Genomic DNA, 25,011 nt, shown 5'->3' with positions numbered 1-25,011 from the left:
TAGCTTGGCACTGAACATTGACCCTACATGTGTAGGATAGGTGGGAGGCTGTGAAGCGGTGACGCCAGTTGCCGTGGAGCCATCCTTGAAATACCACCCTTGTATGTTTGATGTTCTAACTTGGTCCCCTTATCGGGGATGAGGACAGTGCCTGGTGGGTAGTTTGACTGGGGCGGTCTCCTCCCAAAGTGTAACGGAGGAGCACGAAGGTTGGCTAAGTACGGTCGGACATCGTACGGTTAGTGCAATGGCATAAGCCAGCTTAACTGCGAGACAGACACGTCGAGCAGGTGCGAAAGCAGGTCATAGTGATCCGGTGGTTCTGAATGGAAGGGCCATCGCTCAACGGATAAAAGGTACTCCGGGGATAACAGGCTGATACCGCCCAAGAGTTCATATCGACGGCGGTGTTTGGCACCTCGATGTCGGCTCATCACATCCTGGGGCTGAAGTCGGTCCCAAGGGTATGGCTGTTCGCCATTTAAAGTGGTACGCGAGCTGGGTTCAGAACGTCGTGAGACAGTTCGGTCCCTATCTGCCGTGGGCGTTGGATGATTGAGAGGGGCTGCTCCTAGTACGAGAGGACCGGAGTGGACGAACCTCTGGTGTTCGGGTTGTCACGCCAGTGGCACTGCCCGGTAGCTAAGTTCGGAATCGATAACCGCTGAAAGCATCTAAGCGGGAAGCGAGCCTCGAGATGAGTCATCCCTAGGTACTTGATACCTCTAAAGGGCCGTCCGAGACCAGGACGTTGATAGGCAGGGTGTGGAAGCGCTGTGAGGCGTGCAGCTAACCTGTACTAATGACCCGTGCGGCTTAACCATACAACACCCAAGAAGTGTGAGAGACTTGCGGTCTCAAGAACAAATTCATCAAAACAGCTTTTTTCGAATTACAGTTTAATGCCTGGCGGCCATAGCGTTGTGGAACCACCTGACTCCATGCCGAACTCAGCAGTGAAACGCAACCGCGCCGATGATAGTGTGGCAGCTGCCATGTGAAAGTAGGTCACTGCCAGGCACCCAATAAGAAAAAGCCCTTCACTGATGTGAAGGGCTTTTTTCGTTTCTGTATTTTGTGTTTGCAGGCCCCGTTTTATACGAGGCGTATGCATTTATTGCCCGGTTAAACCGGGCCTACAAAACCTCATTATTCAGCAGCAGCTTCAGCTCAACGATACCGTCTTCCAGCTGCATTCTGGTGTTAAAGCCCAGCTTGCGGGCCAGCATCACCATGCCCCGGTTCGATGGCATTGTGATACCGCTCAGGCTGTTGAGACCGCGCTGCCGGGCATAACGAATGATCTTCTCCATCAGCATACGGCCCAGTCCCACACCCTTGAGATCCGAGCGTACCAGCACAGCAAACTCGGCATCGTTATTGTCAGGATCAGAAACTGCCCGTACTACACCAAGAATGCTGCCATTACTGGCCACGGCTACAAAGGCCATTTCCCGGTCATAATCTATCTGAGTCATATGAGCCAGTTCTTCATGGCCGATCACCACATCGGCAAAGAAGCGTTTATATCTGTCTTCATCAGTAACATGGCTGACAAAATCCTGATGGGCTGGCTCATCTTCGGGGAGTATGGGCCTTAGAGTGACCGGAGTGCCATCTTTAAGCACAGTACGCTCTTCCCACTCTCTGGGGTAAGGCCGGATAGCAAGCCGGGTCTGGCCATCTCCTTCAAAGGGAGTGAGCTTCATGCTTACATCCAGTGCAATCAGTTCGCTACCGGTGGCCAGCAGCGGATGAATATCGAGGCTGACAATCTCCGGGTGGTTGATAATCAGATGAGATACCTGAGTCAGCACCCGGCATACCGCCATCATATCCATGGGGTGCTGAGAGCGGTTTGCACGCACCTTGCCGCTTTTAAGCGCATTAATAACCAGATAGCGGGCCAGGGTCATGTTTAAGGGGGGTAATGCCACTGCGGCCTGCTCTTCTCCTTCCAGATCCACACCGCCGTCACCCAGCAGAATGACCGGACCAAACACGGGATCTGAGCGAACCGCTATATGCAGCTCCTGAGAGCCTGCCCGGCGCGCCATGCGCTGTACCATCAGGCCGTGTATACGAGCACTGGGGTATGCCTGCCGCACCCGGTCGAGCAGTGCATCGGCAGCCTGAGCCACCTCTGCGGCCGAACGCAGGTTGAGCACTACGCCCGACACTTCCGATTTATGCACAATATCGGGAGATCGCAGCTTGATCGCCACAGGATAACCAATTTGTTCGGCAATATGGGCTGCTTCGGTGCCGTCAGTGGCAATCCAGGTCGGCAAAACGTCAATGCCATAAGCGGCCATCAGCCGGCTCACTTCATGAGTATCGAGCTGGTTCAGTCCTTCTTCAAAAGCCTGACCAATGAGCTTGCGGACTGTGTCGCCATCACTGGGCATGTCTGAAATGGACTCGGGGGTTTCCATCAGCTGTTTTTGGTTACGTCGATATTCCACCATATGCATAAAAGCACCGGCAGCGCTTTCCGGCGTGCGATAGGTGGGAATGCCGGCTTCGGTAAAGCAACGGCGGGCTTCAAAAGCGCTGGTTTCACCGGACCAGTTGGTCAGAATATTAAAACGTTTGGCTCTGGGATGAGAGCGCAGTACTTCAATCAGCTCTTTGGCTACTTTTGTGCTGTTTACCGCAGCCGAGGGCGCGTGCATGATCAGAATGGCATCAAAATCGTCACTATCGAGCAATACCCGAAGGCTGGCCACATAGCGCTCTACTGGTGCATCACCGACGATGTCGATGGGGTTGGTGCGAGACCAGGATGGCGGCAATACGTTGTCCAGTGCCGCACGTGTTGTGTCGGTCAGGCTGGCCAGCTTGCCGCCCCGGGCCAGTAGGGTGTCGATGGCATTGATGGCCGGACCACCGCCGTTGGTGAGAATAACCAGCCGCTCGCCCCGCAGACTGTGTGAATGGTTCAGGGTTTCTACCGCGGCAAACAAGTCGTGAGTGTCGCGCACTCTCAGCATGCCGGCCCGGCGAATGGCGGCATCGTAGGCTGAGTCCATGCCCACATGGCCGCCGGTATGAATATGACCCAACTGAGCGCCAATACGGGTTTTGCCGCTTTTGACCACCAGCACAGCCTTGTTGCGGGACGCGGCACGGGCTGCAGACATAAAGGCACGGGCATCCTGCACGGCATCCATATACAGCAAAATGGAATTGGTGTGCCGGTCCCGGGACAGGTAATCGAGCAACTGAGCAAAGTCGATATCGCAGGCATCACCTAGGGAGATAAAATGAGAGAAGCCGATATCGTTATGCCGTGCCCAGTCCAGAATCGTCGCACACACCGCAGAAGATTGTGAAACAAAGGCAATTCGCCCTTTTTTGGCCGGAAAAGGGGCAAAACTCACATTTAACCCCAGATGCGGCAGTATTACCCCCATGCTGTTGGGGCCCAGCAGACGCATACGGTGTTCCCGGGCGCTGGATTTCATTTGTTCCAGCTGTTCATTAGTGGTGCCGGCGGCAAGAATAATGGCGGCTTTACAGCCCTTTTGCCCCAGCTTTTCGATAATCTCTGTGTTTTTGTGCGCTGGCGTACAGATAATGGCCAGGTCAGGAATGCGTGGCAGGCTGGCGATATCCGGATAGGCCATCACTCCTGCTACTGCCTCGTATTTGGGGTTAACCGGCATAACGGGGCCACTGAAATTACCGGCCAACAGGTTTTTCATTACCAGTTTGCCGGCACCGTTGTCCCGGTGCGAAGCACCGATAACGGCAATGCTGGCGGGCCTGAACAGGGCATCAAGTCCTTGCTGGGGCATGGCGTCTCCTCAAATACGATATGTGGCACCAAACTAATATTTGAAGCATATTATCAGTCTGCTATCCACTTTGTGTTGACCACGAGCAAACGCGCCCGGAGACTGTGATGGAAGTCTGGTTACTGTTCATTCCTGCCTGTCTGGCCCTGAATCTGACCCCCGGGCCGGATATCTTTTTTATCCTTTCTCAGGCCCTGGGTGGCCATCGTCGCGCCGGCATGCTGGCGGCGCTCGGGCTTGGGATCTCTTATCTTGGCCATACTTTGCTGGCAGTGGTGGGGTTATCGGCGCTGGTGTTGCAGTCGGCTACCGCCTTTACCCTGATCAAGTATGCCGGAGCGGCTTATCTGTTCTATCTGGGCTGGAGCAGCCTGCGTCATGCCAGCAGGCTGGCGTTACCTGCCGCTGCTAATGAGCAAAGCAGCTGGCGTATTTTCAGGCAAGGGCTGACCGTGGGCCTGCTTAACCCCAAAGTAGCGCTGTTTTTCCTCGCGTTTCTGCCCCAGTTCGTCACTTTTGACGGTGGTTCGGTGCCGTTACAGTTGCTGCAACTGGGGCTGGTGTTTACTTTCACCGCCACTCTGTGCAACGGCGGCTACGGTTTGCTGGGGCAGCGGCTGCAGCGCAGCCTGGCAGGCCGGGAGCGTTTTTCCGTTTATCTGGGCCGGATCTCGGGAATACTGATGATGGTACTGGGTGCCCGGCTGGCACTAAGTCGCTGATTCAGCCAAACAGCCGCTCGCGGAACATGAAGAACACGGCACCCAGCAGGCAGAGCCCGGCCCAGACAAAGTCCATACGAAAGGGCTCTTTCAGGTAGAGTATGGAAAAGGGCACGAATACCGACAGGGTGATCACCTCCTGCAGGATCTTGAGCTGACCCACATTGACCACCTGAGCGCCAATGCGGTTGGCCGGCACCTGCAGCAGGTATTCAAACAGTGCTATGCCCCAGCTGACCAGGGCGGCCCAGATCCAGGGGCTGTGCTGCATATTTTTCAGATGCCCGTACCAGGCAAAGGTCATGAAAATGTTGCTGAGGATCAGCAGACTGATGGTAATGGCCAGTGGCGGCATAAGGACTCTCCGTGAACAGGGCCGGCGAATTATTATACCGGGCTGATTCTGGCGCAAGCCGTAACCGGGCTATTTATTACTGCCTCTTAACTTGCCTGGCACCTCGGAGGTAAACTAGCTGCAGACACTGTAGCAAAGGATTACCTATGTCATTTCCGACCATTGAGGATTATGTCGGCAACACGCCGCTGGTGCGCCTGCAGCGTATGACCAATCACACCAACAGTTGTGTGCTGGTAAAGCTGGAAGGCAATAACCCGGCTGGCTCGGTAAAAGACAGACCGGCCCTGAACATGATTCAGCAGGCCGAGCTGCGCGGTATCATCAAGCCTGGCGATACCCTGATTGAAGCCACCAGCGGTAACACCGGCATCGCCCTGGCCATGGCCGCCGCCATCAAGGGCTACAAAATGGTGCTGATCATGCCCGACAACTCCACCGAAGAGCGCAAGGCCTCTATGCGCGCCTATGGTGCCGAGCTTATTCTGGTGAGCAAGGCAGAAGGCATGGAAGGCGCCCGGGATCTGGCGGAGCAAATGGCCGCCGAAGACAAGGGCGTGATCCTTGACCAGTTCAACAACCCGGACAACCCGCAAGCCCACCTGCTCTCCACCGGCCCCGAGATCTGGCAGCAAACCGACGGCCGTATTACCCACTTTGTGTCCAGCATGGGCACCACCGGCACCATCATGGGCGTGTCCCAATACCTCAAGGCGCAGAACCCGGAGGTGCAGATTGTGGGCCTGCAGCCCTGCGAAGGCAGCCATATTCCGGGCATTCGGCGCTGGCCCGAGGCCTATCTGCCAGGCATCTTTGACAAAAGCCGGGTGGATTCGGTGCTGGATATCAGCGAAGAAGAAGCTAAAGCTACCATGCTGCGCCTGGCACGAGAGGAAGGCATTTTCTGCGGCGTCAGCTCCGGCGGTGCCGTGGCCGGCGCGCTGAAACTGGCGGAGCAAGTGGATAACGCCGTGATTGTGGCTATTGTCTGCGATCGGGGCGACCGCTACCTGTCATCGGGTGTGTTTAACGGATAAAAACCGGGATTGGTGATCAGGGACCGGGGATTAGAAAACGTCTCTGCCAGTCCCCAGTCACGAATCCCTAATCCCTCTTTTGATCCTTTCAGGCCGATAACGCCAGCTTGCTTTCGGTGAGCTGGCGGTCGCCGGCGTAGAGGCGGCCCTGCTGGCCACCCAGATACAGGGTCTGGCCTCGTTCTACATTACTTAGCTGATGCTGGGGCAGCTCGGCTTCCAGCAGCGGGCCCGGCCAGCCGGCAGGCTCCAGCTCCAGGTGCACCAGGGCACCGCGAGGGTTAACGTCGGTGACCCGCACCGGCAGTGGATGGCTGGTGCTTGCCTCGGCCTGCAGGCCGATCTCGTGGGGGCGCAGATACCAGCTGGCGGCTCCGCTGTGTTGCGCCGCCGCCGGCAGCGCCAGGCCATGGTCGCCCACGCGAAAACGGCCACCCGCCAGCTCGCCGTCAATTTTGGCCACCTCGCCCAGAAATTCCAGCACAAAGCGGCTGGCGGGCTGCTGCCATACGGTGTTGGGGCTGCCAATCTGCTCAATGCGGCCCTGGCTCATCACCACTACCTGATCCGACACATCCAGCGCTTCTTCCTGATCGTGGGTGACGAACACGCTGGTAAAGTGCAGTTCGTCGTGCAGCCGGCGCAGCCAGCGGCGCAGGTCCTTGCGCACCTGAGCATCGAGCGCACCAAAGGGCTCGTCCAGCAGCAGCACCCGCGGCTCCACCGCCAGCGCCCGCGCCAGCGCCACCCGCTGACGCTGGCCGCCGGACAGCTGGGACGGAAAGCGGTCGGCCAGGTGCGACAGCTGGATCATTTCCAGCAGCTTGCCCACCCGGGTTTTGATCTCGGCGGCGGGCGGGCGTTCTTTTTTTGGTTTAATGGTCAGGCCAAAGGCGATGTTGTCGAACACCGTCATATGGCGAAACAGGGCGTAATGCTGAAACACAAAGCCCACCTTGCGATCCCGGGCGTGCAGCCCGGTCACGTCGGTGCCATTAAAGTGAATGCGGCCGGCATTGGCCTGCTCCAGCCCGGCAATAATGCGCAGCAGCGTAGTCTTGCCCGAGCCCGACGGCCCCAGCAGACCCACCAGCTGACCGCTGGGCAGATCCAGATTGATATCGTGCAGTACTCGGGTCTTGCCAAAGGACTTTTGAATGCCGTCAATGCGAATGCTCATGCCGGTTACTCCTGTTCACTGGCGTTGTGCAGACGCCACTCGAGATAAGATTTAATCATCAGGGTGACCACTGCCATCAGCGTCAGCAGGGCGGCGGCGGTAAAGGCACCCACGGCGTTATAGTCCTGATGCAGCAGCTCCACATGCAGGGGCAGGGTATTGGTTTCACCGCGAATGCCGCCGGACACCACAGACACGGCCCCAAATTCGCCCACAGCCCGGGCATTGGTGAGGATCACGCCATAAAGCAGCGCCCAGCGAATATTGGGCAGAGTGACCTTACGGAACAGCTGCCAGCCGCTGGCACCCAGCAGCACGGCGGCCTCTTCCGAGTCGGTGCCCTGGCTGCTCATCAGCGGCACCAGCTCGCGCACCACAAAGGGGCAGGTTACGAACACCGTCACCATCACAATGCCGGGCCAGGCAAACATCAGCTGCATATCGTGGCTGTCGAGCCAGCCGCCCACCGGGCCGTTGACGCCGTACATCAGCAGATAAAGCAGGCCGGCCACCACAGGTGACACCGCAAAGGGCACGTCCATCAGGGTCAGCAGCAGCTGACGGCCGGGAAAGCGAAAGCGGGTGACCAGCCAGGCCAGCAGGGTGCCAAACACCAGGTTGATGGGCACGGTAATGGCCGCCACCATCAGGGTCAGGCCAATGGCGTGCAGCATGTCGGGCTCAGCCAGGTTGTCAATCACACCACCCACACCGGCGGCCAGCGCGCCGGCAAAGATGGCAATCATCGGCACCACCAGCAACAGCAGGGTCAGTACCACGCCGGTGCCAATCAGCAGCCAGCGGCCCCAGGGGCGGGAAGCCCTGAGCGTGAGCGTCTGTTCCATCAGGCGTTACCTCGAATGCGGCGCATAAAGCGGCTTTGCAGAGTGTTGATGGTAAACAGCAGCACAAACGAGGCCAGCAGCACCAGGCTGGCAATGGCGCTGGCGGCGGCATAGTCGAACTCCTGCAGCCGAATAAAGATCATCAGCGAAGTGATTTCGGTCTGCCAGGGCATGTTGCCGGCAATAAAGATGACGGCGCCAAACTCCCCCAGACTGCGGGTAAATGACAGCGCAGTGCCGGTAAACAGCGCCGGCCGCAGCTCGGGCAGCACCACGCGAGTAAAGGCCTGCCAGGGGCTGGCCCCCAGGGTGGCGGCGGCTTCTTCATATTCCGGGCCCAGGTCTTCCAGCACCGGCTGCACGGTGCGCACCACAAAGGGCACGCTGGTAAACACCATGGCCACCACTATGCCCACCCAAGTGTAGGACACCTTGATACCCAGCTCTGCCAGCCAGGCACCGTACCAGCCATTGGTGGCAAACAGCGAGGCCAGGGTCAGGCCTGCCACCGCCGTGGGCAGAGCAAAGGGCAGGTCCATCAGGCCGTCGAGCAGGGCCCGGCCGGGAAAACGGTAGCGGGTGAGGATCCAGGCCATCAGCAGGCCAAAGGCCATGTTGAACAGGCTGGCCACGGCGGCGGCGCTGAGGGTCACCTTGTAGGTAGCCACCACCCGCGGGTCTGTCACCACCTGCCAATATTGCTCCCAGCCCATCTGGCTGGTGTTCATCACTAGCCCGGTGAGCGGCAGCAATATGATCAGGCTGACGAACAGCAGGCTGGTGCCCAGGCTCAGGGTAAAGCCCGGCAGCACCCGCCTGGAAGCACCCAGCAACGCCGCCATGGCTTAGCGGGCCTCGGCTTGCAGCTGATCCAGGCTGCCGCCGTTAGCAAAGTGATCCTGCATGGCCTGCTCCCAGCCACCAAAGATCTCTTCCACGGTAAACAGCTCGGTGGCCGGGAACTGATCGGCCACTTCGGCGGCCACTTCTTCGTTATGCACCCGGTAGTTGTAGCTGGCCAGAATGCGCTGGGCCTCTGGGGTGTAGAGGAACTCCAGATAGGCTTTGGCGGCGCCGGCGGTGTCGTTACGCTCCACGTTGCGGTCAATCCAGGTCACCGGAAACTCGGCCAGCACGTCTACCGGCGGCACTACCCGCTCAAAGGCCTGATCCGGGTACTGGGCGATAATGTTGTTCACTTCCGATTCAAAGGTGATCAGCACATCACCAATGCCACGGTCCACAAAGGTGGTGGTGGCACCCCGGCCGCCGGTGTCGAACACGGCCACCTGCTTCACCAGCTTGCCCATATGCTCGCGGATTTTGCTCTCGTCGCCATTAAAGGCCTTATGAGCAGCACCCCAGGCGGCCAGATAGGTGTAACGGCCATTACCGGAGGTTTTAGGATTGGGGAATACCAGCTGCACGTCGTCCCGGGTCAGATCGTCCCAGCCCTGCACCTGCTTGGGGTTATCCTTGCGTACCAGAAATGCCATGGTGGAGTAGTAGGGGGAGCTGTCGTTGGGCAGGCGGGCCTTCCAGTCTTCGGGGATCAAATTACCCTTCTGGTGCAGCACATCCACATCGGTGGTCTGGTTGTAGGTCACCACATCGGCGCGCAGGCCCTGCAAAATGGCCTGGGCCTGGCGGGATGAACCGGCATGGGATTGCTTGATCTCCAGGGTTTCACCGGTTTGCTCCTGCCAGTGCTTTACAAACACAGGGTTGATTTCGGCAAACAGCTCGCGGGCAATGTCGTAGCTGCTGTTGAGCAGCTCTTTGGCCTGCAGCGGCAGGGCGGTGGCGCTCACGCCGGCGGCAAACAGCACAGAGGCCAGAAGGGATTTGCGCATGATTCAACTCCAAACAAAAATGAAGAAACTATAATCGATTCTAATATGCGCAAAAGATATTTAAACCATCTTTGATAGTTGCTTTTGGAATATATAAGCAAGGGTGGATATAAGGGACAAAAAAGGCCTGCATGTGCAGGCCTTTTCAGTATCAGAATTCCGCTCAGGAAGCAGGTTTTTCCTGCTTCTCCGGTACCAGCGGAATGGCCGGTTTGGCGATCAGGGAACGGGTGTCTTCAATGGCTTCGGTCAGGATCACCTGAATGTGCTGGCCCAGCTCGTATACCGGCTGTTTGTCGAGATAGACCCGGCCGTCGTCCCAGCTGCATTCCAGCCGATCCCGGTTGGGCAGGATCAGGGAGGACGGCATAAACACCACGGCGCCGTTTTCCTGCAGGCGCAGCTTCACGCCGCCGCGGCCGATGTCGATAATCTCGGCATCAAACACATGGCCGCCAGCCACCGCCGGCTGCAGATAGCGCACATACAGCCAGTCGGCAATGTCGCGCTCGGCACGGCGGTGCATACGGCGCTGTTCCGAGAGGTGCACGGCCAGCTCGGCGTTGGGCGCGTGGGCGTCGTGGGCTTTTTCGGCCAGAATGGCCTTGATCAGCCGGTGGTTGATGATGTCGCCGTATTTACGAATGGGCGAGGTCCAGGTGGCGTAGGCGTCCAGACCCAGGCCGTAGTGCTCACCCGGAGCCGTACTCATGGCGGCGTAAGACTGGAAGCGGCGCACCCGGTTGTCCAGATAGCTGGTGTCGCGGCTATCCAGCCAGCGGCGCAGCTCACAGAAACCTTCCAGGGTGGTGATTCTGTCGAGGTCTACCGGTGCATCATGCTCTTTCAGCAGTTCCTGCAGCTGGGCCAGTTTTTCTTCATCAAAGCCGGCGTGCACGTTGAATACACCGGTGCCGCAGTGTTTGGTCAGCCAGTTGCCGCAGGCCAGGTTGGCGGCAATCATCGACTCTTCCACCATCAGGTTGGCAATGCGGCGGTGATCGGCGTGAATGGCCACCACGTTGCTGGCATCGTCCAGTTCAAAACGGAAGTCGGGGCGGTCCGGGAACACAATGGCGTGAGTGCTGCGCCAGTTGTTGCGGGCCAGGGTCATGGTGTTCAGCTCGCGCAACTGCTCGGCAATCACTTCGCTTTCGGGCTGCCAGTCGCCGGTGCCTTCAATCCAGTCGGAGACCTTGTTATAGGCCAGGCGGGCGTGGGAGCGAATGCGGGCGGCAAAAAACTCGGCATCGTCGGCTACCTTGCCGTCGGCGTTAATATGAATGCGGGCGCACAGGGCGTGACGGTCTTCCCCTTCTTTCAGGGAGCACAGCTCATCGGCCAGGGTGCGCGGCAGCATGGGAATGTTGCGGCCCGGCAAATACACGGTAAAGGCGCGCTCGGCGGCTACTTTGTCCATGTCGCTGTCGTGGGCTACATAAGCGGTGGGATCGGCAATGGCCACCAGCAACTCCCAGCCGCCGTCATCCAGCTTTTTCACGCTCAAAGCGTCGTCCATATCCTGAGTGGACTCGCTGTCGATGGTGAAAAAGGGCACTTCGGTCAGGTTCTGGCGGGGCAGAGTGTCGTCCAGCAGCTCCCACTGTTCCCGGTCCTGAGGGGCCTGGTTGGCCAGGCTGTTGCGGGCCAGCACCACCCACCAGGGGGCAATGGGGTCGTCCACGCCGGCAATCACTTCCACCACATCAGCAAAAAAGCCATTGTCTTTCAGGGCGTGACGCTTGAGATCCGCCAGCACCCAGTCGCCATCTTTCAGGTCCTGGTCGTTCATTCCCTTGATGGTGCGAGCCTTGATGGCGTCTTTCATCAGCGGGTGATCGGGCACAATATTGAGCCGGTCACGGAACCACTTTACCCGGGCCACAAAACGGGTCAGGCCAGGCTCGATCAGGGTCTCCGGCTCCACCATCTCCTTGTCGTTTTCGGTGCGCAGCACGGCGGTAATGTGATCGCCATGCATCACCTTTTTCATGTGCGGGGGCGGAATGAAATAGCTTTCCTTGTCACTGACTTCGAGAAAGCCGAAGCCCTTGGAGGTGCCTTTGACCATGCCTTCCTTGGTAGGCAGGGTGTCGCGGATTTGTTGCTTGAGCTGAGCCAGCAGGGGATTGTCTTGAAACATGTGTTTGGGAACCTGTCGAAATATCGGCCTGACTATACGGATTTACCCTCAAAATGCCAAGAAAACCTTGCCTTTTGCACCAGTTTGGTGCGCTTTTTGTGGCTGTTTTATAAACAGCCTGATCCATAAACCAGAGTAAGGTGATTAACGTCCGGCTGGCCTTGAGTGGTGACGCCGTTGTGCAGCAAATAACGCAGGCCGTCGACCTGAGCCTGGCTGTCCGGTGTCAGCTCCCCCGCCAGTTGTGCAATATGCTGATTGGCCAGGCCGCTTTCCAGATTGCCCGCCAGTATCACCTGCAGCCCTTGCGCTAGTGCCGTATTGGCCCACTGCCGGCACAAGGCCGGCTCGCCCAGCAGGGAGGGGCGCAGCACCAGGGCTTTCAGCCCTTCAAACACCGCCGGGAGTTTATCGCCACAGCGATCAGCACTGATGGCCACCGGCCAGCCATGCCGTTGGGCAAGTGTGCGAGTGTCGGCCGGGCTGGCGCCGGGATCAAGCAGCCAGTCGGTAGCGCGACCACCGGTATGTCGCCACAGTTCAGCCAGCTGTGCTTCGCTGAGCCGGCCGCCGGCATCCAGCACCAGCCTGAGGCCGGGCACCAGAATGGACAGCTCGCGCACCAGGCCGGCGTCAAACTGCACATCGCCGGTCAGGGTCAGCCAGGCTTGAACAGGGTGCTCCCTGCGGCAGCGCCAGGCGCGAATAATGGCTTCGCGCTCGCCTTCCAGCAGCGGCAGGCTGGGAGCGGGTGCTGCTGTGAGTGGCGTGAGCGCGCAACCCAGTCCAAAGCGCACCCAGGGTGAGGTGGCTGTATGCTCAAGGCCTTGTTCCAGCTGCGCGCAGGCGGTCAGCAGTTCGGTTTCTGTTGCTGCTATATCGGCGGTGACCGGGGGTGCCACCTCGCCCCAGTGACCGTTAATACATATATACAAGCCATGGCGGCGGCGCACGGCAACGCCGTCGATCACTTTTTCTTTGGTCAGGGGCAGGGCATAGCGGTAAACCGAAATGGACATGGCAAGGCGCTCAGCTATTTAATTTTACATAAAGGTAACATGGTGACACGGTGAGCGACAGCGGTGTTTATTGAGTATCATGGAGCGCTTTATATAAGTGGAATTGTGTTTGTGATGCCCCTGAACATCTGGCTGCTGGCCATTCGGCCCAAAACCCTGCCGCTGGCGGTGGCTTCCATTGTGTTGGGAGCCGCCAGTGCCGGCACTGTAAATGTTGGTGTGCTGGCCCTGGCCTTGCTCACGGCCCTGTTACTGCAGATTCTGTCGAATCTGGCCAACGATTACGGCGACGGTCTGCGTGGCACAGATGGCCATGAGCGCACCGGCCCGGTACGAGTGCTGGCCTCGGGGCAAGTGTCGGTGGCTCAGCTGCGCCGGGCCATAGTAGTGGTGATTTTACTGGCACTGACAAGCGGACTGGCACTGCTGACCCTGGCGTTGGGTCACGACCTTGCCGCCTGGCTGGGCTTTTTGCTGCTGGGGGCGTTATCTGTGCTGGCGGCACTGGGTTATACCCTGGGCCGGCGGCCCTATGGTTACTCGGGGCTGGGCGATGCGGCGGTATTTGTGTTTTTCGGCCCGGTGGCGGTGCTGGGCACTGGCTGGCTGATGCGGCCGGAGCTTGCCGCTGCCGGCATCTGGGCGGCGCTGGTGGCAGGCTTGCTGTCGATGGCGGTGCTCAATATCAATAATATTCGCGACATGGCGGGTGATGCTCAGGCGGGCAAACACACGCTTGCTTTACGGCTGGGGCTGCCCCGGGCACGGGCCTGGCAGGCCGGGCTGCTGGCGTTGGCGGTGCTGGCAGCCGAACGGCTGATGACCGGCTGGGGATATCTGGCGCTGCTGGGGCTGTGGCCGCTTGCCCAAGGGCTGAAGCTGGTGCTGACCCGGGAAGGCGCCGAGCTGAACCGGGCACTGGCGCTCACTGCCAAAGGTACCCTGATTCTGACCGTGGGTCTGGCATTGGGGTTGGTAACGTCCTGAGTGGTTTATGCAAAAAAGTAACGGCCCGGTGCCATTTTGGCTGTTGTCTGGCAATGAATCATCTTTGCTTTTGTGAACTTGGTCTGGTTATACTGCGACCATCTTGTCGGAGTGCCCTCATGGGGCTGAGACCGCGAAAGCGGGATCCGTTGAACCTGATCAGGCTAATACCTGCGAAGGGAAGCAAGTAAAGAACCCGCTACCGGATGTAGGCAGTTCTTTATCAACACTCCCGACAAGCATTTCACCAAATGGACGCAAAAGTGAGATTGCTATGTCAACAAAAGTAAACCGTCGTGAAGTTCGCAGCCAGGCCCAGGAATATATTCACAACCTGAAGGGCGAACCCTTTCCGAATTCCTCCCGCATTTATCTCGACGGCTCACGCCCCGACATAAAAGTCGCCATGCGCGAAATCGCCCTGGCCGACAGCTATAAAGGCGGCACCGAAGAAAACCCCATTTTCGAGCCCAACGATCCGGTACCGGTATATGACACCTCAGGTGCCTATGGCGATCCCGAGTCTGAAATTGATGTGCGCAAGGGTCTGCCCCAGCTGCGCCGGGACTGGATTCTGGAGCGTAACGATACCGTAGAGCTGGAAAGTGTTACCTCCGAGTTTACTCAGCAGCGCATGGCCGACGATGGCCTGGATCACCTGCGCTTTGAGCACCTGCCCAAGCCGCGCAAGGCCAAGGCCGGTCAGTGCGTGACCCAGATGCACTACGCCCGCAAAGGCATTATCACTCCCGAGATGGAATATATCGCCATTCGCGAAAACATGGGCCGTGAGCGGGTGCGGGACGAACTGCTGCTCAGGCAGCACAAGGGCGAGAGCTTTGGTGCCAATCTGCCGGAAAACATCACCCCAGAATTTGTGCGCAAGGAAGTGGCCGAAGGCCGCGCCATCATTCCCGCCAACATCAACCACCCGGAAGCCGAGCCCATGATCATCGGCCGCAACTTCCTGGTGAAGATCAACGCCAACATCGGCAACTCGGCAGTGACCTCTTCCATTGAAGAAGAAGTGGAAAAACTGGTGTGGTCCACCCGCTGGGGTGCCGACACCGTCATGGATCTGTCCACCGGCCGCTACATTCACGAAACCCGTGAGTGGATTTTGCGCAACAGCCCGGTTCCCATCGGCACCGTGCCCATCTACCAGGCCCTGGAAAAAGTGAACGGCGTGGCCGAAGACCTGAACTGGGAAGTGTTCCGCGACACTCTGATCGAGCAGGCCGAGCAGGGCGTGGACTACTTCACCATTCACGCCGGCGTGCTGCTGCGCTATGTGCCCATGACCGCCAAGCGGGTGACCGGCATTGTGTCCCGCGGTGGCTCCATCATGGCCAAGTGGTGCCTCACTCACCACAAGGAAAGCTTCCTCTACGAGAACTTCCGTGAAATCTGTGAAATCTGTGCCGCTTACGATGTGTCCCTGTCACTGGGTGACGGCATGCGCCCGGGCTCGGTGGCCGATGCCAACGACGAGGCCCAGTTTGCCGAACTGTATACGCTGGGTGAGCTGACCAAGATCGCCTGGGAATACGACGTGCAGGTGATCATTGAAGGCCCGGGTCACATTCCCATGCACATGATCAAGCGCAACATGGAAGAGCAACTCGAGCACTGCCACGAAGCGCCTTTCTATACCCTTGGCCCGCTGACCACCGACATCGCCCCGGGTTACGACCACTTCACCTCTGGTATCGGTGCGGCGCTGATCGGCTGGTACGGCTGTGCCATGCTCTGTTACGTTACTCCCAAGGAGCACCTGGGGCTGCCCAACAAGGAAGACGTGAAGCAGGGTCTGATCACCTACAAGATCGCCGCCCATGCCGCCGATCTGGCCAAGGGCCACCCGGGCGCGCAAATTCGTGACAACGCCATGTCCAAGGCGCGTTTCGAGTTTCGCTGGCACGATCAGTTCAACCTGGCGCTGGATCCGGAAACCGCCCGGGAATATCACGACGAAACCCTGCCTCAGGAATCGGGCAAGGTGGCGCACTTCTGCTCCATGTGCGGACCCAAGTTCTGCTCCATGAAGATCACTCAGGACGTGCGCGACTACGCCGCCAGCCTGGAAAACAACATAGCAGTGCAGCTGGTGGGTATGGACGGCCAGCCTGAAATCGTACAGGCCGGCATGGCGAAAATGTCGGAAGAATTCAAGAAACGCGGCGGTGAGCTCTATCACCAGGCCGATAAACTGGAGCAAGAAACTCTATGACCAAACCCATCGTCTGGACCATAGCCGGTTCCGACTCGGGTGGCGGAGCCGGCATTCAGGCCGATCTGCACACCATTCATGCACTGGGCGGCCACGGCTGCTCAGTCATCTCCGCCATTACCGCTCAGAACTCGGTGTCGGTATCCATGGTGGAGCCGGTATTGATGCAGGCCTTTACCAGCCAGCTGGTTTCTCTGTCTACCGATATGCAGGCCGCCGCCATCAAGGTGGGCCTGCTGCCGGGCGGGCTGCGCGCCGAGGTGCTGGCGCGCTACCTCAAGGAATATCGCCGCCAGTGGCAGCCTTATGTGGTGCTGGATCCGGTGGCCATTGCCAGCACCGGTCAGTCCATGGCAGAAGCCAACCTGCTGCCGGCCATCAAGGCTGATCTGCTGCCGGAAGTGGACCTGATCACCCCCAACGCCGTTGAGCTGGAAGCCTTGTCGGGTATCGCGCCCGACTCACCTCAGGCACTGCGTGCCGGTGCTGCCGCCCTGCGGGAAATGGGCGTAGGTGCTGTGCTGGTCAAGGGCGGCCATCTCGGCTGGACCGGCGACCAGTCCATCGACTTCTACAGTGACGGCGAGCGGGAAATCTGGCTGGCCAGCCCGCGCCTCGACACGCAGCACGGTCATGGCACCGGCTGTACCTTGTCCTCCGCCATTGCCACCGCCATGGCGCTGGATTATCCCATCGAGGATGCTCTGGTATTGGCCAAGGCCTACGTTAATCAGGGCCTGAAAGCCGCCGAAGGCATTGGTGCCGGTGCCGGTCCGGTGGCCCATCTGGGCTGGCCCACCAATCTGGATGACTTTCCTGCCGTGGTCATGCCCGGCAGCCCGCTGGCCGGGCAGCTGGGTATTGAAGGTCCGCACCCGAATGGCGCTTTTGCCGCCATGGACACCAACAAGCTCGGTCTGTACCCGGTGGTGACCACGGTTGCCTGGCTGGAGCGACTGCTGGAGCAGGGGGTTCGCACCCTGCAACTGCGCATCAAGGACAAGACCGATGCCGAGGTGGAAGCCGATATCAAGGCCGCGGTGGAGCTGGGCAAGCGTTATAACGCCCGGTTATTTATCAACGATTACTGGCGGCTGGCCATTCAGCATGGTGCCTATGGTGTGCATCTGGGTCAGGAAGACATTGAAGTGGCGGATCTGGAAGCCATTCGGGTTGCCGGCCTCAAGCTGGGGCTGTCTACCCACGGCTATTACGAGATGCTGCGGGCCCGGGAGCTGCAGCCGTCTTATCTGGCGCTGGGGCATATTTTCCCTACCCGCACCAAAGACATGCCGTCCCGCCCGCAGGGCCTGGAGCGGCTTCATCGCTATGTGGCACTGATGCAGGACGAGTTCCCGCTGGTGGCTATTGGTGGCATCAGCAAGGACAGAGTGCCGCTGGTGGCGGAAACCGGCGTCGGCAGCATTGCACTGGTCACCGCCATTACCGAGGCGGCGGACCCGGATGCAGCCACGCAGGAACTGCTGCACATGGTGGAGGGCTAATCATGCTCAGCGATAGCGAATTCATGCGATACAGCCGGCATCTGCTGCTGGAAGAGGTGGGCGAGGAAGGTCAGCTCAAGCTTAAAAATGCTTCCGTGCTCATCGTAGGCCTGGGCGGGCTGGGCTCGCCGGCGTCCCAATATCTGGCGGCGGCCGGGGTGGGCACCCTGTGGCTGGCCGACTTCGATCAGATTGAGGTCAGCAACCTGCAGCGCCAGACCCTGTATGACATCGACAGCCTGAAAATGGCCAAGGCCGAAGTAGCCCGGGAAAAGCTGCAAAAGCTCAACCCCGAGGTAGAGCTGGTGGCGGTGAATCAGAAAATGGACGAGCACAGTCTGGCCGGCTTTGTGGCCGAGGCAGACCTGGTGCTGGACTGCACCGACAACATGACGGTGCGCCAGGCCCTGAACGCCACCTGCTACGCCCAGGGCAAGCCCCTGCTGGTAGGCGCGGCCATTCGCTTTGAAGGCCAGCTGCTGGCGCTGGACCCGTCCCGCGAGCATGGATGCTATCGCTGCCTGTATGGCCCTGAAATGGAAGAACGGCTGACCTGCAGCAACGCCGGTGTGATTGGCCCCGTGGTGGGCACCATAGGTCTGTTGCAGGCACTGGAAGCCATCAAGTATTTAACCGGCACCGGCACAGTGCCCTGGGGTGAGCTCAAGCTGTTTGATGCCAAGGCCCACCGCTGGCACAGCCTTCGAGTGCCCAAGGACCCGGCCTGCCCGGTATGTGGAATCAAGGGGAGTGAGAACTGATGCACATAATTCTGAACGACGAACAACACCCGCTGACCGAGGGGACCACCCTGGCGCAGCTGCTGACCGAACTGGAGCAGGACAAACCCGGTGTGGCGGTGGCACTCAACCGTGAAGTGGTGGCACGCAGCCAGTGGGCGGAGCGTCAGCTTGCACCCAACGACAACATTACCCTGTTCCACGCCATCGCCGGAGGCTGATATGAGTCTGAAAATCGCCGATAAAACCTTTGAATCCCGTCTGTTTACCGGCACCGGCAAATACGCCAACGGCAAGCAGATGCAGCAGTCACTCACGGCCTCCGGTTCGCAGCTGGTGACCATGGCGCTGAAGCGGGTGGATCTGAAAAACCGTACCGATGACATACTGCCACCGCTGCTGGAAATGGGCGTGAACCTGCTGCCCAACACCTCCGGTGCCAAAGACGCAGACGAAGCGCTGTTTGCCGCCCGTCTGGCCCGGGAAGCCCTGGGCACCCACTGGCTCAAGCTGGAAATTCACCCGGATCCCAAGTACCTGCTGCCCGATCCCATCGAGACCCTCAAGGCTGCCGAGCAGCTGGTGAAGGAAGGTTTTGTGGTGCTGCCCTATTGCGGTGCCGATCCCGTGCTGTGCAAGCGGCTGGAAGAAGTGGGCTGTGCCGCCGTCATGCCGCTGGGTGCGCCCATTGGCTCCAACAAGGGTCTGGTCACTCACGACTTCCTCGAAATCATCATTGAGCAGAGCACTGTGCCTGTGGTGGTGGATGCGGGCATAGGTGCCCCCAGCCACGCTGCCTACGCCATGGAGCTGGGTGCCGACGCCGTGCTGGTGAACACCGCCATTGCCGTGGCCGGTGACCCGGTTGCCATGGGCGATGCCTTCCGCCGAGCGGTGATTGCCGGTCGCATGGGCTATGAAGCCGGTCTGGCCGGGCAAAGCCGGCAGGCTCAGGCGTCCAGTCCGCTGACGTCCTTCCTGGAGACCTTATGAGTTTCTTCGATGTCTGGTCATCCATGGACTGGGATGACATCAAAATGACCATCTACAGCAAGCGCGCCGCCGATGTGGAGCGGGCGCTGGCCAAGCCGAAGCGGGATTTGAACGACTTTATGGCGCTGATCTCGCCGGCGGCGGAGCCCTATCTGGAGCAAATGGCGCAGCAGTCTTATCAGCTGACCCGGCAGCGCTTTGGCAACACAGTGGGTTTTTACATTCCCCTGTATCTGTCCAACCTGTGCGCCAACGACTGCACCTATTGCGGTTTTTCCATGAGCAACCGGCTCAAGCGCAAAACTCTGAGCGCCGAGGAAATCGAGCAGGAATGCCTGGCGATCAAGGCCATGGGCTTTGATACCGTGTTGCTGGTGACCGGCGAGCACGAGGGCAAGGTGGGTCTGGAGTATTTCAAGCAAATGCTGCCCATCGTCAAGCGCCACTTCAGCTATGTGATGATGGAAGTGCAGCCGCTGTCTCAGGAAGAATACGCCGAGCTGCGCCAGTATGGCCTCGACAGTGTTATGGTGTATCAGGAAACCTACCAGCACCTGACCTACGACGAGCATCATATTCGCGGCAAGAAGAAGGACTTCCGCTGGCGGTTGGAAACCCCGGACCGCCTGGGCAAGGCCGGCATCGATAAAATCGGCCTGGGCGCGCTGTACGGTCTGGAAGACTGGCGTACCGACAGCTTTTACACCGCCTCGCACCTGCGTTACCTGCAGAAGCACTACTGGAAGACCCGCTACTCGGTGTCCTTCCCGCGGCTGCGCCCCTGCACCGGCGGCCTGCAGCCCAAGTCGATCATGACCGACCGTCAGCTGGTGCAGCTGATCTGCGCCTACCGCATGCTCGACGGCGAGCTTGAGCTGAGCCTGTCTACCCGGGAAGCTCAGGAGTTCCGCGACAAGGTGATTCCGCTCGGGGTGACCAGCATCAGCGCCGGCTCCAAGACTCAGCCCGGTGGTTATGTAGAGAACGTCAAGGAAGAGCTGGAGCAGTTCGAAATCGACGACGACCGTACCCCTGCCGAGGTGGCTAGGGCCATTGCCGCCACCGGCCTGCAACCGGTATGGAAAGATTGGGACAACAGCTACTCCGCCAGCCGGTAACTGATAGCTTTAAGCCGTAAGCTGACAGCTTGGAGTGGCCCCGATAAAGTAGACACTTAAGTTAAGCGGCCGCTGCGTAGGCATTGGGAGTTATTCCTCCCAGCGCCATGTGGCGCCGCACTTTCGGGTAATACTCGTCCGTATAATACCGGACTTCATCTGCCATTTCGTCTCTTCCGAGCATTCCCAGAGGGCGAGTCCACTCCTTCTTGAGCAGCGCGAAGAAGCTTTCCGAACAGGCGTTGTCCCAGCAGTTACCTCGGCGTGACATGCTGATGGTAATTCCCCGTTTATTGAGCCAACGCATCACCTCTTCGCTCCGATACTGGCTGCCTTGGTCTGAGTGAAACAGCAGCTGTTTCCCATCTGGCTGCTGTTGTTGCCACGCCTGCTCAAGGGCCTCCAGCACCAGCTGAGCGCTATTGATCGCACCCATGGCTCGGCCCACCACGCGGCGTGTGCCCAGGTCCAGGACTGCAGCAATGTAGAGCCAGCCTTCACTGCACCGGATTTGGGTGATATCTGATACCCAAACTCGGTTCGCTGACCCCACCGAGAACTGGCGATTCAGCAGATTCGGCAACACAGGCAAGGATGATGCTGGCTTTTGATATCCTGCTTTGGGAGCCGTGCATGAACGATAACCAGCGTCTCGTAGCAACCGCTGCACCTGATTTTTACCACAACAGAATCCGGCATCCAGCCATAGCTTCCGATATCCCGGCACATTCTTCAGTTGCCTGGCTCGCTCGAGCAGGAAGGTTTTCAGAGTTTGTCGCTTGATGGCACGCTCTCCCGGAGTATGCTGACGTGCTCGCCAACGATAATATCCCGCTCGTGACACATTGAGTACTTCATACATTATCGAGACCCGCCAGCGTTGACTTCGTTGGGCCTCGATAAAGGCAAACCTTACTTGCTGTGCTTGGCGAAGTACTCTTGCGCCTTTTTTAGGATTTCGTTCTCCAGCTCTTTTCGTTCAAGCAGCTTCTTCAGTCGAGCATTTTCACGCTCCAGCTCCTGCAAACTTTTTTCTGGTCCGGTGTTTTCAACTGCTTTATCAGATGCTTTTTTGGCCATGATCCACTCTCTACGCCAGCGCTGTAATTGGGATGGATGAACACCAAGTTTGTCAGCAAACTGAGCTTGTGTCTTGGTGGTAGACAGCGAGGCCTCGACGGCCTCACGTTTGAATGTGTCGCTAAAGCGACGGCGGGGTTTGTATTTCATAACACCTTCTCATTAAATGAAGGTGTCTACTTTTCTCGGGCCAGTCCAGCTATAAGCGGCCTACCACTGGCTGCAGGCACCATGCCGTGTCTGCAGCCTTTGTTGTTTTACTTACAGCTTAAAGCTGATCGCTTACGGCTTCGGGCGACGAACCGGGTCGCCGATGCAAATACAAGCATGGCGGTTGCCATGGGCAAGGTCTAGAATGGTCGTTTTTATCAAACTGCCCGAGGCTGCATGAACAACACACACAGCAAGGTGATCGGCTACATTCTGTGGATCTTCGGGTTCATGGGCGCTCACCGCTTTTACTATGGCCGTCCCGTCAGCGGCACCCTCTACTTCTTTACCCTTGGCCTGTTCTTTATCGGCTGGATTGTGGACTTGTTTCTTATTCCGTCCATGGACCGGGATGCTGATCAGCGCTACGCCACCGGCCCCAAAGACTACAGCCTGACCTGGATACTGATGACCTTTCTCGGCATCTTTGGCCTGCACCGGCTCTATCTGGGTAAGTGGGTCACCGCCATTATCTGGTTCCTCACTGGCGGCCTGTTCCTGATCGGCTATCTCTACGATTACTGCACTCTCAATACCCAGATCGACGAGGTTAACCGCCGTTCACGGCGCTTTGGCTGACGCCCAGATTTAGGGCAACGGTTTTTGCCTGCAGGGCGGCCTGCTTGTCGCCCTGTACCTGTGCCTGCACAATGGCACCCTCCTTTAACAGGTTAAGGATGCCCGCCAGCTGCGTCGCCGCCGTATGTTTCAGGCCCGCCTTTAATAAACAAGACGTCAGCATTGCCGTGACCGCCGCTTTGTGTTTTGCGCACTGTTGGTGCAGCTCATGACCGGGGTCGCCATATTCGGCGCAGGTATTGATAAAAAAGCAGCCGTGAAAGGCTGTCAGGGCTGCTTCTCGGTCGTTTATCCAGTCATCCAGAGCGGTAAACAGATCCTCAATCACACTTACCGGCGTGGGCTCAGTTCGCTTCAGACGTCCTTCCAGCCATGCCAGAAATACTTGATCCCGATAGGCGATTACGGCCGCCACCAATGCCTCCTTGCCGGAAAAATGATGGTAAAGGGTTTTTTTGGCTACTCCTGATTGCTGCAGTATCTGATTGATGCCCACGGCATGAATGCCCTGTCGGTAAAAGAGCTCAAAAGCGGTGGTCACCAGCTGATGGCGTTTGTCCATGATGTCTCCCTGTTTTATTCGGACATATTGACATGGGTAGACAGGTCTGTCTACATTGTGCGGAGAGTAGACAAGTCTGTCTACCTTCATGCAAGGAATATGTGAATATGAATAGTAAAAATGCTTTTTGCGGGTTTGTGAGACGTTATCCGGCACTGGTTGCCGGCACGGGGGCCATGTTGTGCATTACCACTTTGGCCGGGCTGGATGGCATTTACTCGTCCGGCTTGTGGCTGATGGCTCCCTTTGGCGCAACCATGGTCATTTTATTTGGGCTGCCCGACAGCCCGCTGGCCCAGCCTCGGAATATTCTCTTTGGCCATCTGCTTACCACTCTGGTGGGATTGATTGTGCTGAATAGCTTCGGCGTACAGCCTTGGTCGCTGGGTTTAGCGGTAGGTCTTGCGGTCAGTCTGATGATGTTGACCAAAACGACACATCCGCCGGCTGGGGCTAACCCATTGATTGTGATGCTGAGCGGCCAGGACTGGCACTTTTTGTGGTCACCGGTAGCGCTGGGGGCCGTCATTATCATCATGGGCGGATTGGTGTATCACCGTAGCACTGGACAAAAATATCCTGCTCATTGGTAAAGCCTAATCTATCTCAAAATTGATAAAAATTGAGACAGTAAACCCTGAATAGTGTAACGTTATCTCAATTTTTCCCTTTTTTGAGATAGCGTCATGATCAAGATACCGCCGCCGTCCAGTGAGCTGTTGCCCGGTGTATTTGAGACCATTTCCTGTCAGCATCCCGAGCGTCTGGCCGATTACATGGCGCTGCACACGCCGGTGGATGCCAAAGGGCGCTATCTGCCTTATGACGAATTTCGCCATCGGGTTCCCAAAGGACTGAATGTGGATTTGTGCTGGGCCATGACCAAGCTGTCGCGCCGGGTTCAGTACCTACAGCTGCTGCCGCTGGGCGAGCGGGGGGAGCTGTGCAATTTCATGCTGACCCCCGCCATTCAGAAGGCCATTTCATGGGCCGATCGCCACGCCACCACAGGAGCGCTGGAGTGGATGAGCAGCAAAATCGGGGAAGAAAATCACTTCGAGTATCTGATCAACGATTTGATCGAGGACGAAGCCATCAGCAGCAGTCAGCTTGAAGGGGCGGCCACCACCACACTGGTGGCCAAAGACATGCTGAAAAGAAAGCGCAAGCCCAGAACGCCGGATGAGAAAATGATCCTGGGTAATTTCAGAATGATGCAGTTTGCCTGGGAGCAAAGACACAAACCGCTGAGCGTGGAGCTGATACTGGCCATGCACAAGACCGGCACCGAAGACATCGACGACGATGAGTACACGCCGGGTGTGTTCAGAACAACCGACGACGTGGCGGTGGTGGATGCCGATGGCAATACGATGCATGTGCCGCCTTCAGCAAAGGGCATTCGCCGGCGGCTTACAAGGCTGGTGGAGTGGGCCAACGTTAATCATGATGATGCCGACAGTAATGCTTACATTCATCCCATGATCAAGGCTATTTGCCTGCATTTTGCCATTGGTTACGAGCATCCGTTCCGGGATGGCAACGGCCGGGTGGCCCGTACCCTGTTTTACTGGCAGCTGTTTAAAAGCGATTATGCGGCGTTTCGTTATATTGCCATCAGTACCCTGCTCAAGGCGGCGCCGGTGAAATACGGCAAGTCTTATCTGTATACCGAAACCGATGACATGGATCTGACCTATTTTGTGGATTACCAGTGTCAGGTGATATTGCGGGCCATTAATGACTTTAAAAAGGCCTATACCAGCACTCTTGAAAGCATTGAACAGTTCAATGCCTGGATCTGGCACTCCGGCCTGTATCGCAAGTTGTCGGAAAAGCAGCGGGTGATCTTTCAGGTGGCCAAAAGTGGCAAAGCCCGGGAGTTTACCGCGGCAAATACCAGAGAAAACCTGGGCTGTTCCTACAATACGGCGTCTGCCGCCCTTAACGGTCTGGTGGAGCTGGGCGTCTTTGGCAAGAAAAAGCTGGGCAGAGAGTGGGTGTTCTTTATGCTAGAACAGGCAGAAATTCAGCAAAACTGGCAGGGATAAGT

22 protein-coding genes, 2 rRNA genes and 1 riboswitch (1 of these 25 cut by a window edge) are annotated in these 25,011 nt (G+C 58.1%); of the genes, 14 read left to right on the top strand and 10 right to left on the bottom strand.

All coding sequences use genetic code 11. The features are described from left to right. Both N2M06_RS15685 and rrf read left to right on the top strand, forming a co-directional pair. Positions 1-824 (top strand): 23S ribosomal RNA (locus N2M06_RS15685); it begins 2,064 nt to the left of the window's first position. Positions 825-905: 81 nt separating this feature from the next. Further along, positions 906-1,020: ribosomal RNA gene (gene rrf, locus N2M06_RS15680) — 5S ribosomal RNA — on the top strand. Positions 1,021-1,136: 116 nt separating this feature from the next. On the opposite strand, the gene N2M06_RS15675 is transcribed toward rrf, so the two are convergent. Further along, entirely contained in the window at positions 1,137-3,800 is a 2,664-nt protein-coding gene (locus tag N2M06_RS15675) for a bifunctional acetate--CoA ligase family protein/GNAT family N-acetyltransferase (RefSeq protein ID WP_346351238.1), read from the bottom strand. A gap of 107 nt (positions 3,801-3,907) precedes the next feature. Between N2M06_RS15675 and N2M06_RS15670 the strand changes: the two genes are divergently transcribed. Next, a complete protein-coding gene (locus N2M06_RS15670; protein ID WP_346351237.1) occupies positions 3,908-4,522 on the top strand; it encodes a LysE family translocator in 615 nt (204 codons plus the stop codon). Between the two features lies 1 nt (position 4,523). On the opposite strand, the gene N2M06_RS15665 is transcribed toward N2M06_RS15670, so the two are convergent. Further along, positions 4,524-4,877, bottom strand: a complete 354-nt coding sequence (locus N2M06_RS15665; RefSeq protein WP_019934624.1) for a DMT family protein — start codon at positions 4,875-4,877, stop codon at positions 4,524-4,526. Between the two features lie 146 nt (positions 4,878-5,023). Here N2M06_RS15665 and cysM point away from each other — a divergent pair, with 146 nt between their 5' ends. Then, complete coding sequence (cysM, locus tag N2M06_RS15660) at positions 5,024-5,914, top strand: cysteine synthase CysM (RefSeq protein ID WP_019934623.1); 891 nt, start codon at positions 5,024-5,026, stop codon at positions 5,912-5,914. An 88-nt stretch (positions 5,915-6,002) separates the two neighbouring features. Here the strand turns inward: cysM and cysA are convergent, their stop codons facing one another. The 6 genes from cysA to N2M06_RS15630 form a co-directional block, all read right to left on the bottom strand. Next, complete coding sequence (cysA, locus tag N2M06_RS15655) at positions 6,003-7,094, bottom strand: sulfate/thiosulfate ABC transporter ATP-binding protein CysA (RefSeq protein WP_346351236.1); 1,092 nt, start codon at positions 7,092-7,094, stop codon at positions 6,003-6,005. A 5-nt stretch (positions 7,095-7,099) separates the two neighbouring features. Beyond that, positions 7,100-7,939 (bottom strand): sulfate/thiosulfate ABC transporter permease CysW, encoded by an 840-nt coding sequence (gene cysW / locus N2M06_RS15650; RefSeq protein WP_317075752.1) that lies wholly within the window; start codon positions 7,937-7,939, stop codon positions 7,100-7,102. Continuing rightward, positions 7,939-8,781 carry a sulfate/thiosulfate ABC transporter permease CysT gene (cysT, locus tag N2M06_RS15645; protein ID WP_317075751.1) on the bottom strand — a complete coding sequence of 281 codons (843 nt, stop codon included), beginning with the start codon at positions 8,779-8,781 and terminating at the stop codon, positions 7,939-7,941. Before cysT ends, cysW begins: the two co-directional genes overlap by 1 nt. A gap of 3 nt (positions 8,782-8,784) precedes the next feature. Beyond that, a complete protein-coding gene (cysP, locus tag N2M06_RS15640; RefSeq protein ID WP_346351235.1) occupies positions 8,785-9,792 on the bottom strand; it encodes a thiosulfate ABC transporter substrate-binding protein CysP in 1,008 nt (335 codons plus the stop codon). Between the two features lie 163 nt (positions 9,793-9,955). After that, complete coding sequence (locus N2M06_RS15635; protein WP_346351234.1) at positions 9,956-11,935, bottom strand: exoribonuclease II; 1,980 nt, start codon at positions 11,933-11,935, stop codon at positions 9,956-9,958. Between the two features lie 107 nt (positions 11,936-12,042). Further along, positions 12,043-12,954 (bottom strand): o-succinylbenzoic acid (OSB) synthetase, encoded by a 912-nt coding sequence (locus tag N2M06_RS15630; RefSeq protein ID WP_346351233.1) that lies wholly within the window; start codon positions 12,952-12,954, stop codon positions 12,043-12,045. A gap of 114 nt (positions 12,955-13,068) precedes the next feature. On the opposite strand from N2M06_RS15630, the gene menA reads away from it, so the two are divergent. From menA to thiH, 7 genes are all read left to right on the top strand, one after another. Next, a complete protein-coding gene (menA, locus tag N2M06_RS15625) occupies positions 13,069-13,941 on the top strand; it encodes a 1,4-dihydroxy-2-naphthoate octaprenyltransferase (protein WP_346352196.1) in 873 nt (290 codons plus the stop codon). A gap of 97 nt (positions 13,942-14,038) precedes the next feature. Then, a riboswitch (TPP riboswitch) is annotated at positions 14,039-14,141 on the top strand. 74 nt (positions 14,142-14,215) lie between these two features. Next, positions 14,216-16,171, top strand: coding sequence for a phosphomethylpyrimidine synthase ThiC (gene thiC, locus N2M06_RS15620; protein ID WP_346351232.1), 1,956 nt, complete (start codon positions 14,216-14,218; stop codon positions 16,169-16,171). Continuing rightward, a complete protein-coding gene (gene thiE / locus N2M06_RS15615; RefSeq protein WP_346351231.1) occupies positions 16,168-17,676 on the top strand; it encodes a thiamine phosphate synthase in 1,509 nt (502 codons plus the stop codon). The genes thiC and thiE overlap by 4 nt, the downstream gene beginning before the upstream one ends. Before the next feature lie 2 nt (positions 17,677-17,678). Beyond that, complete coding sequence (moeB, locus tag N2M06_RS15610) at positions 17,679-18,437, top strand: molybdopterin-synthase adenylyltransferase MoeB (RefSeq protein WP_346351230.1); 759 nt, start codon at positions 17,679-17,681, stop codon at positions 18,435-18,437. Then, a complete protein-coding gene (gene thiS / locus N2M06_RS15605; RefSeq protein WP_019934612.1) occupies positions 18,437-18,637 on the top strand; it encodes a sulfur carrier protein ThiS in 201 nt (66 codons plus the stop codon). Before moeB ends, thiS begins: the two co-directional genes overlap by 1 nt. 1 nt (position 18,638) lies before the next feature. Next, on the top strand, positions 18,639-19,409 hold the full coding sequence (locus N2M06_RS15600) for a thiazole synthase (RefSeq protein ID WP_346351229.1): 771 nt from the start codon (positions 18,639-18,641) through the stop codon (positions 19,407-19,409). Next, positions 19,406-20,527, top strand: coding sequence for a 2-iminoacetate synthase ThiH (gene thiH, locus N2M06_RS15595; protein ID WP_346351228.1), 1,122 nt, complete (start codon positions 19,406-19,408; stop codon positions 20,525-20,527). Before N2M06_RS15600 ends, thiH begins: the two co-directional genes overlap by 4 nt. Before the next feature lie 61 nt (positions 20,528-20,588). On the opposite strand, the gene N2M06_RS15590 is transcribed toward thiH, so the two are convergent. Next, a protein-coding gene (locus N2M06_RS15590) for an IS3 family transposase (protein WP_346351227.1) occupies positions 20,589-21,757 on the bottom strand; the annotation gives its coding sequence in 2 pieces (ribosomal slippage) (positions 20,589-21,466 and positions 21,466-21,757; 1,170 coding nt in all). Positions 21,758-21,994: 237 nt separating this feature from the next. Between N2M06_RS15590 and N2M06_RS15585 the strand changes: the two genes are divergently transcribed. Continuing rightward, positions 21,995-22,396 carry a TM2 domain-containing protein gene (locus N2M06_RS15585; RefSeq protein ID WP_019934609.1) on the top strand — a complete coding sequence of 134 codons (402 nt, stop codon included), beginning with the start codon at positions 21,995-21,997 and terminating at the stop codon, positions 22,394-22,396. Here N2M06_RS15585 and N2M06_RS15580 read toward each other — a convergent pair. After that, positions 22,368-22,958 carry a TetR/AcrR family transcriptional regulator gene (locus N2M06_RS15580; protein WP_346351226.1) on the bottom strand — a complete coding sequence of 197 codons (591 nt, stop codon included), beginning with the start codon at positions 22,956-22,958 and terminating at the stop codon, positions 22,368-22,370. The two genes, N2M06_RS15585 and N2M06_RS15580, sit on opposite strands and share 29 nt — an antisense overlap. Positions 22,959-23,065: 107 nt before the next feature. On the opposite strand from N2M06_RS15580, the gene N2M06_RS15575 reads away from it, so the two are divergent. Both N2M06_RS15575 and N2M06_RS15570 read left to right on the top strand, forming a co-directional pair. After that, the gene (locus N2M06_RS15575) at positions 23,066-23,551 is read left to right on the top strand and encodes an HPP family protein (protein WP_346351225.1); all 486 of its coding nucleotides are present in this window, start codon (positions 23,066-23,068) and stop codon (positions 23,549-23,551) included. 93 nt (positions 23,552-23,644) lie between these two features. Beyond that, a complete protein-coding gene (locus N2M06_RS15570; RefSeq protein WP_346351224.1) occupies positions 23,645-25,009 on the top strand; it encodes a Fic family protein in 1,365 nt (454 codons plus the stop codon). The last annotated feature ends 2 nt before the right edge of the window (positions 25,010-25,011 follow it).

The organism is Oceanimonas sp. AH20CE76 (assembly GCF_039654065.1).
Lineage (GTDB): Bacteria > Pseudomonadota > Gammaproteobacteria > Enterobacterales > Aeromonadaceae > Oceanimonas > Oceanimonas smirnovii.
The sequence above is the reverse complement of the archived record's forward strand: the minus strand, read 5'-3'. Positions and strand labels throughout refer to the sequence as shown.